Annotated in this window: 10 protein-coding genes; 4 read left to right on the top strand and 6 right to left on the bottom strand. The window is 64.3% G+C overall.

The features are described from left to right. The first annotated feature begins 292 nt into the window (after positions 1-292). On the top strand, positions 293-1,174 hold the full coding sequence (locus AB4Y82_RS14470) for a hypothetical protein (protein WP_441602893.1): 882 nt from the start codon (positions 293-295) through the stop codon (positions 1,172-1,174). Between the two features lie 139 nt (positions 1,175-1,313). Here the strand turns inward: AB4Y82_RS14470 and AB4Y82_RS14465 are convergent, their stop codons facing one another. Continuing rightward, a complete protein-coding gene (locus tag AB4Y82_RS14465; RefSeq protein WP_441602894.1) occupies positions 1,314-2,090 on the bottom strand; it encodes an SDR family oxidoreductase in 777 nt (258 codons plus the stop codon). 383 nt (positions 2,091-2,473) lie between these two features. Here AB4Y82_RS14465 and AB4Y82_RS14460 point away from each other — a divergent pair, with 383 nt between their 5' ends. After that, positions 2,474-2,896 (top strand): cupin domain-containing protein, encoded by a 423-nt coding sequence (locus AB4Y82_RS14460; RefSeq protein ID WP_441602895.1) that lies wholly within the window; start codon positions 2,474-2,476, stop codon positions 2,894-2,896. A 33-nt stretch (positions 2,897-2,929) separates the two neighbouring features. Here AB4Y82_RS14460 and AB4Y82_RS14455 read toward each other — a convergent pair whose 3' ends face one another. The 5 genes from AB4Y82_RS14455 to AB4Y82_RS14435 form a co-directional block, all read right to left on the bottom strand. Further along, on the bottom strand, positions 2,930-5,515 hold the full coding sequence (locus AB4Y82_RS14455; protein WP_441602896.1) for an ATP-binding protein: 2,586 nt from the start codon (positions 5,513-5,515) through the stop codon (positions 2,930-2,932). Between the two features lie 77 nt (positions 5,516-5,592). After that, the gene (locus AB4Y82_RS14450) at positions 5,593-5,943 is read right to left on the bottom strand and encodes a DUF4242 domain-containing protein (RefSeq protein ID WP_441602897.1); all 351 of its coding nucleotides are present in this window, start codon (positions 5,941-5,943) and stop codon (positions 5,593-5,595) included. A 316-nt stretch (positions 5,944-6,259) separates the two neighbouring features. Further along, the gene (locus AB4Y82_RS14445; RefSeq protein WP_441602898.1) at positions 6,260-7,546 is read right to left on the bottom strand and encodes a c-type cytochrome; all 1,287 of its coding nucleotides are present in this window, start codon (positions 7,544-7,546) and stop codon (positions 6,260-6,262) included. Beyond that, a complete protein-coding gene (locus tag AB4Y82_RS14440; RefSeq protein WP_441602899.1) occupies positions 7,543-9,819 on the bottom strand; it encodes a molybdopterin cofactor-binding domain-containing protein in 2,277 nt (758 codons plus the stop codon). The genes AB4Y82_RS14445 and AB4Y82_RS14440 overlap by 4 nt, the downstream gene beginning before the upstream one ends. Before the next feature lie 41 nt (positions 9,820-9,860). Continuing rightward, entirely contained in the window at positions 9,861-10,340 is a 480-nt protein-coding gene (locus AB4Y82_RS14435; RefSeq protein ID WP_441602900.1) for a (2Fe-2S)-binding protein, read from the bottom strand. A gap of 211 nt (positions 10,341-10,551) precedes the next feature. Here AB4Y82_RS14435 and AB4Y82_RS14430 point away from each other — a divergent pair, with 211 nt between their 5' ends. Next, on the top strand, positions 10,552-11,649 hold the full coding sequence (locus AB4Y82_RS14430; protein WP_441602901.1) for an XdhC family protein: 1,098 nt from the start codon (positions 10,552-10,554) through the stop codon (positions 11,647-11,649). Beyond that, on the top strand, positions 11,646-12,278 hold the full coding sequence (locus tag AB4Y82_RS14425) for a nucleotidyltransferase family protein (protein ID WP_441602902.1): 633 nt from the start codon (positions 11,646-11,648) through the stop codon (positions 12,276-12,278). The genes AB4Y82_RS14430 and AB4Y82_RS14425 overlap by 4 nt, the downstream gene beginning before the upstream one ends. The last annotated feature ends 7 nt before the right edge of the window (positions 12,279-12,285 follow it).

The raw sequence follows: 12,285 nt of genomic DNA, 5'->3' as shown, positions 1-12,285 counted from the left end.
GGATCGGAGGCCAGTATGCCGTATTTCGCTGGCTCCCAGCATCGGACTTCAGTCATAGCTCAACGCATGCCCGTGGCAAACACGAAGCATTGATGAGGGCGTCGATATCATGTGACGGGTGTCGCTGGCCATCGACGGCCAAGACGGATCTCTGCGCTGGATCAGCAGCAGTCCCCATGCACTGGTTCCGGCAGGGAAACACGGTAAGCCCCTCCAGCTACCTGCGATGCATCGGCCGCGTGAGGCATGATGCACGCGCCGGTGGCGCATACGAAAACGTTCGGGATAAGCCATGTCACAAATCAAACGAATTCTGCTGCAGACGACGATCCCTTACGCCGCCGACGATTGGCATATCGGTCGCTTCAGCCTGTTGCACGCGTATCTGGCCGGTCTGCGCAGCGACGACGGATCGCCGCTGTTCGAGGTCAGTGCGCGCGATCGGGATGCGCTCGGCAAGCCCGATAGCGTGCTGTCGCAACTGGACACTTCGGACATCGATGAGTTGTGGCTGTTCGCGGTCGACACCGGCGACGGGCTGACCACCGAGGACTGTGCGGCGATCGGACGCTTCCGCCAGCGTGGAGGCGGCATGCTGGTGGCACGCGATCATATGGACCTGGGCAGCTCGGTATGCACCCTGGGCGGCGTCGGTGCGGCGCACTTCTTCCATTCCAAGAATCAGGATCCCGATGCGTCGCGGCATCAGATCGACGACACCGTCACCACCAATATTTCCTGGCCCAATTATCACTCCGGCTCGAACGGCGACTTCCAGACCATCGAACCGAGTGAACCCATCCATCCCGTGCTGGCCGATCCGGCATCGCCGACGGGCGCGATCCGCTACTTGCCTTCGCATCCTCACGAAGGCGCGGTGGGCAAGCCTGAGCACGACGACACGGCGCGTGTCATTGCGACGGGGCGCAGCGCCGTCAGCGGACGATCGTTCAATCTGGCTGTGGCGTTTGAGCCATCGCAGTCCGGTGGCCCCGCCATGGCGCAATCGACCTTCCATCATTTTGCCGACTACAACTGGGATCCCTCCAAAGGCTCGCCGAGCTTTGTCAGCGAGCCACCCGGCAGTGGGCTTGCTCATTCGACCGATGCGCAGCAATCGATCAGACAATACATGAAGAACCTGGCCCAGTGGCTGGCTGGACGGATGCCTTAGCAGTTCATCGTTCGCGGTGCCCTTGCTGCTACTGCGTTGCGCGCCAGGTGCAACGGCGCCTTCATGCTGTCGTGTCCAGCCGATGACAACATGAAGGCGCACCACTCATTCGAGCAAGACATCGGCAGCAAGCCGATACTCAGCCTGCCGCTCCCTGCTTGGCGTAGATCGAGCGCGCAAACCACGTCTTGAAGTCCTGTTTGCCCAGCCGTGCGCCGTCGCCCGGCAGCAAGGTGCCCGGCTCCAGCACGGCACCGAAGTAGGGCGCCTTGGGATCGGCGATGACCTTGCGCGTATCGCCGATCGCCGTGAGGAAGCGCTGCACCCACTCCGCCATCGGCGCCTTGTCGGGGCCGCCAATTTCCACGATGCCGTTGGCCGGCGCGGCGAGCACGACGTCGGTGACGGCATCGGCCACGTCATCGGAGGCAATCGGCTGCATCAGCCCGCTGGAAATATGCAGCTCCTGTCCCTTGGTGCCGTCGCCGGCGATGCCGTTGAGGAATTCGAAGAACTGGGTGGAGTGGATGATGGTGTAGGGAACACCAGCAGCGCGTATCCCTTCCTCCTGGGCCACCTTGGCGCGGATATAGCCGCTGGCCGCAAAGGCGGGACGCCCGGTGCCCACTACCGACAAGGCTACGTGATACTTCACGCCTGCCTTTTTCTCGGCGGCGGCAAGGTTGCGTTGGGAGGTCTGGAAGAAATCCATCACCGCCTTGTCTTCGAACGAGGGCGAGTTGGACAGATCCACCACCACGTCCGTGCCCGCCATGGCCGCATCCAGGCCTTCGCCGGTAAGCGCATTGACACCCGTGGACGGCGCCGCGGGTACCGCCTCGTGACCGTGTTTGCGCAAGCGCTCGACGACCTTGCTGCCGATCAGTCCGGTACCACCGAGTACGACGATTTTCATGGGAATCCTCCAGTTTGCGTTGACGCCAATGGCGCCTCTTGGGTTGAGCTCAGGCGTGGCTGTCGGGTGTCGATAAACCGCTCGCGGATTCACCATGTTGAAGCGGCGCATGGATCGGTACGGTCATCAAGCCGCAGGTCGATAGCCATACTCGGGTAGGCGCGAAGCTGCCGTCTTCGTCCCCGGCACAAGGCGTGCGACACAGCCAGCCTCTCTCGATAGACGTTTCAGCGACGTCGCCTGTGACAGCATCGGAAGACTGATGCGCACAAGGCAACACGGCGAGCCTGCCAAGGTATCTAGTGGCAGCGCTGCATCGTACTTAGGCTGGGCTCCGGAGTGGCCCTACGCCGGCCACTTGCGCCATTCAAGAGGAAACCTCCATGCGCATGTTCAACACCTTAGGCCTGCTGTGCCTGCTCGCTTGCCCCGCCGTCATTACCCAACAAGCCTTCGCCCAGAGCTCTCCCGCCGCACCGCAGGCGCAGGTCTCGGACCTGATGACCAAGGCGCTCAAGGACTACCCGGGCAAGGAAGGCAAGATGATCCTTGTCACCTATCCGCCGGGTTCGGTGGATCCCGTCCATCGCCACTTTGCGCATGCCTTCGTCTATGTGCTTGAAGGCTCCATCGTGATGAGCCTGAATGGCGGCAAGGAAGTGACGCTGGGGCCGGGCCAGACCTTTTACGAAGGGCCGGAGGACAAACACACGGTGGGCCGCAACGCCAGCACGACGCAGCCGGCGAAGTTCGTGGTGTTTCTGCTGAAGGACCAGAACAAGCCAATACTCACGCCGGTGCAGTGAGTTCCCGCCGAGCTGAAGGGCTGATCGCGTCGCTCAGTGCGTCTCGCCCAGCCCCAGCCGGCCCGCCTGCGCCACCGCCTCGCCCCGCGAACGCGCGTCGAGCTTGCGCAGCACGGCGGACACATGGTGTTCGACGGTTTTCTCCGAGCGTGCGATGCGTCCGGCGATTTCGGTGTTGGACAGGCCCTGGGTGAGCAGGTCGAGGATCTGCAGTTCGCGCAGGGTGAGTCCGGCAGGGTTCGCCGAGGTGCTGGCACGCGGGCCGCGCGTGACGCCGCGCATGCCGGCGCGGCACAGCCAGTCGCGGCAACGCCGAAGGCTGGCCGTGGCTTTGAGTGACTCGAGTGTGGCCAGGCCTTCGGCGATGCCATGCTCGTCGCCCTCGAGCAAAGCCAGCGCGCGCTCGTAAGGGCAGCCCATGCCCTGCCAGGCCATGGCCGCTTGCTGCCACTGGCCATCGCGCTGCCACGCATAGTTGGCTTCGATCTCGCCCGGGCTCGAGCCGCCCAGCCCCATCCATCGACGCCAGAACAGCAGTTCGCCCAGCGCGCGCGGATCGCCCAACTCTTCGGCCAGTCGGATGGTCTCGCGCACGAAGGGGTCGTCGCCGGTCTCGTCGCCCGCCAGCCACGCGGCTTCAGCACGCGCTGAGGCTACCGGCGCGAGACGCTGCAGTTCGCCGGTGGCCCACGCCAGTTCGGTGACTTCTTCCAGCGCGGCGGCAGCACCGGGATCGCCCCGGCGCAAGCGGATCCGTGCCAGCACGGTGAGTGCGGGGATGCGCGTCACCGGCGTCACGTCGCTGCGCGTCAGCAATTGACTGGCGAGCTGGCCGGCGGCATCCCAGCGGCCCAATTCAAAATCGACGCGGGTCTGCAAGGCCACCACGTATTGCGACCATGAATCGAGATCGCGGTCGGAGAAATACACGGCGGCCTGACTGATATACCACTGGGCATCGGGATAATTGCGCGTGGTGACCGAGCTGCTGGTGAGGTTGGCGTAGGCGCGCGCCACGTGTTCGCCATAGCCGTGTTCGGTGGCGATGGCCAGACTGCGCTTGAGCATCTCCCGGCCATCGGGATGACCGTGCACGGCGCGCGCGGTGCCGACATTGTTCAAGGCATGCGCCAGCACTTCCGTGTTGCCTTGCTGCTCGGCCATCTCGATCGCGCGCTTGCCCCAGGCCACCGCTTCGGCGGTGCGATGCGACAGCATGCGCATCTGCGATCGATTGCTGAACGCCCATGCCAGCTCTTCGTCGGCATGGATGGACTCCAGCAACTGCGCGGCGCGATTGCCGTAGACCTCCGCTTCGGCATTGCGCCCGGCAAACCAATACATGCGCGATAGCCAGCGCAGCAAATGGCCTTCCTGGCGGTCGTCGCCCAGCTTCTGCCAGATCGCCAGCGCGGCCTCGTTGGAGTCGATGGCGCAGTCGATCTGGCTGGTGAGATAACACTGATAGGCGTGCCGCTCGAGCAGGTCGGCCCGCTCCTCGTCGGCCAGCCCGCCTGCATGCGGCAGCGCCTTGCCGTAGAGCCAGGCGGCATCGCAGTGCGCGCCATGCGCGGCGGCGTCGTCCGCGGCCTTGGGTGCGTACTTCATCACCGCCGCGCAGTCGCCTGCGCCGGCGGCGTGATGCACCAGGCGCGCGACGGCGACGCCATCCCCCAGCGTCTCCAGATGATGCAGCAGGCGTGCGTGCAACGCGGTCGCCACCGGCGCGGGCAGCGCCTGCTCCATCGAGATGCGCGCCAGTTCATGGCGCCACGCATAACTGCCGCCTTCGGCCACCAGCAATCCGGACGCGAGCGCGCCAGCCACGACTTCGTCGCTGGGTGCGAGCAGCGCCTCCACCAGCGAGACTTCGATGCGCGCCGGCACGATGGCGGCCAGATCCAGCAACTCGCGCACGGCCGGTGACTGCCGTCCTGCGCGAGCCAGCACGGCGTCGCGCACGGAGGCGGGCAAACCTTCCGCCGACAACGCTTCGGTGACAAAGAATGGATTGCCGGCGGTGGCTGCGAACAAACCTTCGGACGGATGGCCGGTGCGCCGCGCCATGTCCACTACGGCCGCCTCCGTCAGCGGCAACAAGGGCACGCGCACGGCGACTTCGCTCGGCAGGTCGCCGCACAGCATGCGCAGCGGATGCCGTGCGTCGAGTTCATCATCGCGATAGGTGAGCACCAACAGCGCACGCACACGTTCGATGCGCCGCGCCAGGTATTTCACCAGATCCAGCGTGGCGGCATCGGCCCAGTGCAGGTCTTCGAGCACCACCAGGGTGGTGCCATCGAGCTCCTGCAGATCGGTGAGCACCGAGGCAAATAGTTCCGCGCGACGGCCTTCGCGTCCGAGCAGATTGCGCGTCTTGCTGGTGAAGGCGTCGGCGATGTCGTAGAACGGCCCGAGCGGGCGGGGCGAAAACAACGCTTCGCACCCGCCGATCAGGACACGCCCATCGCTGTGAGTCGAAGCCAGGCATCGCGCCAGAGACGTCTTGCCGATGCCTGCTTCGCCATACACCAGTGCGGTGCGGCCTGAGCCTTGTCGCGCGAGCTCGAGAGCATCCCGAAGCCGCCGCAGGGCGTAGTCACGCTCGACCAGTTCCAACCTGCCATCCTCAACGCTGGATCAACGTTCGCACCGACCGGGGGGAGGGTGGGCGAAACCTGCATGGCGTCGTTCCGTCAGAGGAAATAGCGGAACGGTCGCCACGGTGCTCTATAAACCGTACGCGTCGCCGATGCACGACTGGCTCCCGCCATACTCAAATAGAAATAGGGGTTGAGTACGGAGATTTCGGTGATCTGATCTACAGGGAGCTCGTTACGGCGGGCCACCTGGCGAATCGCCTCGGGCGTGGGAGCATCGTAGACGCAAAAGGTCCGGGTCTTGTCCTCGCTGACGTATGAGTGCAGCCAGGTGACGCCTTCCTGGGCATTGGTATTGACGATCTCGACGCACTTGGCGGCGCCGCTGGCGTTGGTGGGCAGGGAAAGGCCGTTCGGGAAATAACGTTCGACGATATAGCGCGGCATGACATTGTCCTCGTAAGAATCGCGGCTTGGGCTCAAGCGGCGATCACAGGCTACGAGTTGGCATGCGCTGCAACATCGGGAGTTTCCCCCAATTTGCGCGGAGCCTCCCCTCATTTTGCGCGACCGGTGTTATCGCGGGTGTTTCATTGAAGCAACGATTTAGGGGGTCGATGGTCGCAATGCGAACTGCGACATGTGAGCTAAACGCAGTTTGCGCGAATGCGCAAAGTACGCCTTTTGGTCGATGCTGTTCCCGTCGAATTCGCTGTCACGACATAGAGAAACGTGGCGATCATGCCGCGTCGTTGCAACGACTTCACCGCCGCTTGGCCACGTCCTCTGCGCTCAGCGTGCCCTGCTGTCCACCGAAATGACTGACCACATAGTTCGACAGCGCAGCCACTTCGGCATCGGAATACGCACGACCAAACGAAGGCATGAACACCTCCTGGCCGCCGACATGCAGCGACGAGCCATTGAGGATGATCTGGGTGAGATTGGTGGCGTGCGGATCGCGCACCGAACGCAGCCCGGTGAGCATTGCGTAGTTGGTCTGGCGACCCTGGCCGCTTTCCAGATGGCAACCGGCGCAGGCGCCGACGAACAGTTGTTCGCCTGGGCTCGCCGTGGCGGCGGTCGCTGTGGGCGCCGCTGCAGCCGCGACTGGCGGCGCACCGCCTTGTTGGGGTTTCACATCGCGCAGATACGCAACCAGCGCGGCAAGATCCGAAGGCGTCAGGTGTTGCAGGCTGTAGCCCACCACTTCACCCATCGGCCCGGATGCGGTGCCGCGTCCTGCCGCATGCCCTTTGGAGAAGTAATCGATCAGCTCCTGGTCGCTCCATGCACCAATGCCATGCTCTTTGTCCGAGGTGATGTTGTAAGCCTGCCAGCCCTGCAGCTCGGCACCGGCCAATGCCTTGCTGCTGTTCATGGCGAAACCGACGTTGCGCGGCGTGTGGCATTCGCCGCAATGGCCTAGCGCCGTGGCGAGATACGCGCCGCGATTCCACGCTTCGGGCTTGCCTTGTTCGGGCTGGAAGCGATCCTTCTTGAGAAAGACGGCATTCCACAAACTCAAGGTCCAGCGCTGGTTGAACGGGAAGGACAGCTCGTTGGGCCGCGCCGGTGCATGCACGACCGGCAGGCTGGCAAGATAGGCCCGGATGGCGACGATGTCGTCTCGGCTCAAGGCCGTGTACGAGGTATAGGGGAAGGCGGGATACAGCGGCCGCCCTTGCTTGTCGACGCCGGCATGCAGTGCACGCACGAATTCGTCGTCGCTCCAGTCGCCGATGCCGGTTTCCTTGTCGGCGGTGATGTTGGACGAGTAGATGGTGCCGAATGGCAACTTGAACGCCACGCCGCCGGCAAACGGCTGGCCACCCGGTGCGGTATGGCAGCCCTCGCAATCGGCCGCGCGCGTGAGGTATTCGCCGCGCGCCATGGTGGCGGGGAGATCCGCCGGCACGCCCGCGCCCTGGGGCTGGGTGGCCTGTTCGTTGCCGCCATGGGTGACCGTGATCAGCGCGTACGCGGTGAACACGATGGCGATCAGCACGACGACGCCGACGATCGTTCCGATGATGCGCCCGATTTTCATGTGACTATCCCCGGCTGCTCAGCGACGCCACCCGGCGTGGATGGTGCAGGGTTCGCTGCCGACAGCACCGACTTGAGTGCGTTCTTGTCCTGCACCAGCGCCGAGCGATCGATCGGCAACGTGCGCAGACGCACGCCGGTTGCCGCAAAAATCGCGTTGGCCAGGCTGGGCATCGCCATCACCGTGCCGGTTTCGCCGATGCCGCCCGGTGTTTCCTTGCTGGGTATCAGGTACACCTCGATCGGCGGTGTCTGATTGAGGCGAAGCACGCGATAGTCGTTGAAGTTGCGCTGCTCTACGGCGCCGTCCTTCAAGGTGATGCCGCTGTACAGCGCTCCGCTCCAGCCGAAAATCACGCCACCCTCGATCTGCGCTTCGACGGTATTGGGGTTGATCACGGTGCCGCAGTCGACCACGGCCACCGCTCGCTTCAAGATCACTTCGCCCTGTGGCGTTACTTCGACGTCGGTGATCACGCACAGATAGCTGCCGAACGGTGCGGCCAAGGCGATGCCGCGGCCATGCCGTGCCGGCACGGTTTCGCGTCCCCAGCCAGATTTTTCGGCGGCCAGTTCCAGCACGGCTTTGGCGCGTGGGTTGTCAGCAAGGATTTCGCGCCGATAAGCCATCGGGTCCTTGCCCGCCGCATGCGCCAGCTCGTCGATGAAGCTTTCAACGACGAACACATTGTGGGTCGGCCCGACGCCGCGCCACCAGCCAATCGGTATCCCATTGGGCATGTCGTGTCGAACCCAGTCCACGCGCATATTGGGGATCTGGTAGGGAATGTCGGCGGCGCATTCGACCAGGTCCGAATCAAGGCCGTTCTTGCCCATCGCCCCGGGAGCGAACGTCGCCAGGATCGACGGGCCGGTGGTGCGATCCGTCCACGCGATCGGGTGCCCTTTATCGTCAAGCGTTGCGGAGATGCGATCGTAGTAGGCCGGCCGATAGCGATCCTGCGTAATGTCTTCTTCGCGCGTCCAGATGATCTTGACCGGATAGTCCACCGCGCGCGCAATCGCCACCGCCTGGCCGACGGAGTCTTCGAACAAGCGCCGGCCGAAGCCGCCGCCCATGTATTGGTTGTGGACCTGGATGCTCTCGGCAGGCAGGCCGGTGACTTTCATCGCCACGTCGACACAGCGTGCCGGTACCTGCGTGCCGACCCAGATGTCGCAGCCATCGGGGCGGACATGCACCGTGGTGTTGATCGGCTCCATCGTCGCGTGTGCCAGCAGCGGCAGCTGATACGTTGCGGAAACCACTTTCCCCTGGACCTTGTCCACCTGGCCTACTTCGCGTCCCAGGATGGGCGTGCCATGTTCGGACGCGTTGGCAAGATCCTTGTACAGCTGCTCCGTGCTGTAGCCGGCACCGGCACCTTTGTTCCACTGGATGGTGAGCGCTTCGAGGCCTTGCTTGGCCGCCCAGAAGTGTTCGCCGATCACCGCGACGGCGTTGTCGATCTTCACCACCTTGAGCACACCAGGTATTGCCAGTGCGCGCTTATCGTCCACCGATGCCAGCGTGCCGCCGAAGGTGGGGCAGGCCTGCACGGTGGCGACCTTCATGCCGGGCACGCGGATATCGATGCCGAACGGCAATGTGCCGTCGACCTTGGCCGGCGTGTCCACTCGGCGCAACGATTTGCCGATGAGTTGAAAGTCCTTGGGATCCTTCAGGGTCGGCTTGGTGGGCGGCGTCACGCTCGCGGCGGCATCAGCGAGCTCGCCGTAGCGCAGCGTGCGTCCGCTCGCCGTGTGCGTGACCACGCCGCGCGCCGCCGTGCACTGCGACGGATCCACTTTCCAGCGCTGCGCCGCGGCTGTCACGAGCATGGCCCGCGCGGCAGCGCCGGCATCGCGCAAGGTGGTCCAGCAGAAACGGATGGTGGTTGAGCCGCCGGTTGCCTGGTCACCGAGCAAGGGATTGGAATACAGCTTGCGATTGGGCGGTGCATGCTCGACGGTGATCTGATCGAGGCCGACATCGAGTTCTTCGGCCAGCAACGTGGCCTGCCCGGTATACGCACCTTGGCCCATCTCGATGCAAGGCATCACCAGTTGCACGCTGCCGTCGGTGTTCACGCGGACAAACGCGTTCGGCGCGAACTGCGGATGATCCGGCTCGAGGCGCGCGCCTTGTGTATATCCCCAAACCCGGCTGGCACCGCCCAGCCACATGAAGGCCACCACCAGTCCGCCCCGCTTGATCAGCTCGCGGCGTTCCGGGTTCGGCAACTCCAACTCGTTATCTACGCGTAGCATCATGGTGAACTCTCGGCAGTCAGCAGTGAACGGAGTGGCCGAACTCAGACGATCGTTTGCGGCAGCGTCAATTGGCCGGTGGCCGCCTGTTTGATGGCAGCGCGGATGCGCACATAGGTGCCGCATCGGCAGATATTGCCGGACATGGCCGCATCGATATCCGCGTCGGTGGGCGTGGGCTTTTCAGCCAGCAACGCCGCGGCCGACATGATCTGCCCGGTCTGGCAATAGCCGCACTGCGCCACCTCGATACCCAGCCATGCCTGTTGCACGCGCTTGCCCAGGTCGGTGGCGTTGAGTCCTTCGATGGTGGTGATCTTCTTGCCGACGGCACCGGTCACCGGCAGCACGCAGGAGCGCACGGCCTGGCCATCCAGATGCACGGTGCAGGCGCCGCATTGCGCCATGCCGCAACCGAACTTGGTGCCATTGAGTCCCAGCACATCACGCAACACCCACAGCAGCGGCATGTCCTCAGGTACGTCGACCTGGGTGTCCTGGCCGTTGATGGAAAGGACGATCATCGGGCTCTCCTTGACGAGACGAGTTCACCGTATTGGGCAACACGCTGGACCACAGGCGGTGACAAGGTCGCGCGGCGCTTGGACGCGACGATGTTCCTCCCGCCGAACGAAAGATCAAGTGAAGGGAGATCCTGCGATCAAGCGTCTATGCACTGGCAGACTACACCGGCTTTGACGCAGCATCGACGTGCCGCGTTGCTGACTTCACGCCATGAATGTCGCCCAGGAATTCGATTCGCTCTACCGCGCCGCCAAGGCGTTGAAGCTCGATCGGGGCACGGGCGAGGCTGCCCTGGTCACCATCACCCGCACGCGCGGTTCCACCTTCCGCCGCGCCGGCGCAAGCATGCTGGTGCATCGCGACGGCAGCATGGTCTGCGAACTCTCGGGCGGCTGCCCGCAGCGTGATATCGTGCTGCGCGCGCAACATGCCATGGATTACGCCGAGGCCGCGCTGGTGGCCTACGGTCGCGACAGCAATTACGACGTGATGATTGAAACCGGCTGCGGCGGCGAGCTCGAAGTGCTGATCGAACCGTGGCACGAAGCGGGCGACCTGCAGTTCCTCGATGCCATCGCCGAGCTGCATGCCAGGCGCATGCCCGGCGTCATGGCCTCGCTGTTCGCGGTGGATGGCGGCGCGATTGCACGTCGTCCCCTGCGTCTGGTTCGCGGCAGCGGCAGCCTGTGGACCAACATCGGGCAGGCTGCACTCATGCAGCAGGTTCTTGCGAACCTGACCACGCAGGCCGTCGCTTCGGGCAGTGCCGTCACGCGCCAGGTGGACAACGAAGGGCAGCGCTACGACGCACTGCTGGAAACGCTGCGGCCGCCGCATGCGTTATTAATCGTGGGTGATAGCGCCGGTGCGGAGCTACTGGCTCAGCTCGGCCATCAACTGGGCTGGCGCACGACCATGGTGAGTACGCGCGAAGTCGCCGATCGCGCGCCCGATGGCGTGCAGCGCGTCTACAAAACTCCCGCAGCCCTGCTCACGGACCTGGTACTGGACCCGCAGACCTCGGTGGTGGTCATGACCCATCGGCTGGAGCTTGACCTAGCGTATGTCGCGCCTCTGCTGGCAACGCCGGTGCGCTATATCGGCGTGATCGGCTCGCGCCAGCGTGCGGGTCAGGTACGAGCGGCCTTCCCGCAGGCCGACGACAGGCTGCATGTTCCAGCGGGCCTCGATGTCGGCTCAGAGACGCCGCAGGAAATCGCACTGGCCATCGCCGCGGAGATACTGGCTCTGCGCAACGGTCGCAGCGGTGGCTCGCTGGTGCATACGCAGACGTCCATACACCCGTGACCGCGACGACGGTTCCAACGGCAGCGGTGATCCTCGCGGCGGGGGAAGCCCGTCGCTATGGCAGCCCCAAACAGCTGCTCTCCATCGACGGCGTACCGATGGTCAGGCGCATCGCCGGCAACGTGCTGGCGGCCGGATTGAGTCCGGTCATGGTGGTCGTCGGTTCGCGAGCGGAGCGGGTGGTCGACTGCCTCAATCAAATGGCCGTCCATACGGTGGAAAACGCCCAGTGGGCCAGCGGCATGGGCAGCTCCATCGCGTCCGGCGTCAAGGCGCTGATGATGCAAGCGGCGCCGCTTCAATCGGTCATGGTGATGCTGGCTGATCAACCCGCCATCCGCGTTGTGGATCTGGAGCGCATGCTTGCAAGGCATGCGCAGTCGCCAGATCGCATCCTCGCCTGCCAGCACGAGGGTCGATTCAGTCCGCCATGCATTTTCCCCTGGAGCCATGCGGGCGAGCTTGCAGCGCTGGATGGTGCGAAGGGTGCACACGTGCTGCTGGAAAGGCACGCAGCCCTGGTCGATGGCTTCCACTTGCCCGCGGCGTTCTTCGACATCGATACGCCCGAAGACTACGCCGCGTGGGAAGCGCAGCGCGGCATGAACCCGATGGATGCATCCAGCTGACGCAGCC

The organism is Dyella sp. 2YAF14 (assembly GCF_052114725.1).
GTDB lineage: Bacteria > Pseudomonadota > Gammaproteobacteria > Xanthomonadales > Rhodanobacteraceae > Dyella.
Note: the sequence above shows the minus strand (reverse complement) of the source record. Positions and strands in the feature narration are given on the sequence as shown.

Coding starts and splice junctions, on each gene's coding strand:
- AB4Y82_RS14435 (WP_441602900.1), bottom strand. CDS start 10,340: ATGATCGTCCTTTCCATCAACGGCCAGGACACCCAGGTCGACGTACCT.
- AB4Y82_RS14445 (WP_441602898.1), bottom strand. CDS start 7,546: ATGAAAATCGGGCGCATCATCGGAACGATCGTCGGCGTCGTCGTGCTG.
- AB4Y82_RS14450 (WP_441602897.1), bottom strand. CDS start 5,943: ATGCCGCGCTATATCGTCGAACGTTATTTCCCGAACGGCCTTTCCCTG.
- AB4Y82_RS14465 (WP_441602894.1), bottom strand. CDS start 2,090: ATGAAAATCGTCGTACTCGGTGGTACCGGACTGATCGGCAGCAAGGTC.
- AB4Y82_RS14460 (WP_441602895.1), top strand. CDS start 2,474: ATGCGCATGTTCAACACCTTAGGCCTGCTGTGCCTGCTCGCTTGCCCC.
- AB4Y82_RS14440 (WP_441602899.1), bottom strand. CDS start 9,819: ATGATGCTACGCGTAGATAACGAGTTGGAGTTGCCGAACCCGGAACGC.
- AB4Y82_RS14470 (WP_441602893.1), top strand. CDS start 293: ATGTCACAAATCAAACGAATTCTGCTGCAGACGACGATCCCTTACGCC.
- AB4Y82_RS14430 (WP_441602901.1), top strand. CDS start 10,552: ATGAATGTCGCCCAGGAATTCGATTCGCTCTACCGCGCCGCCAAGGCG.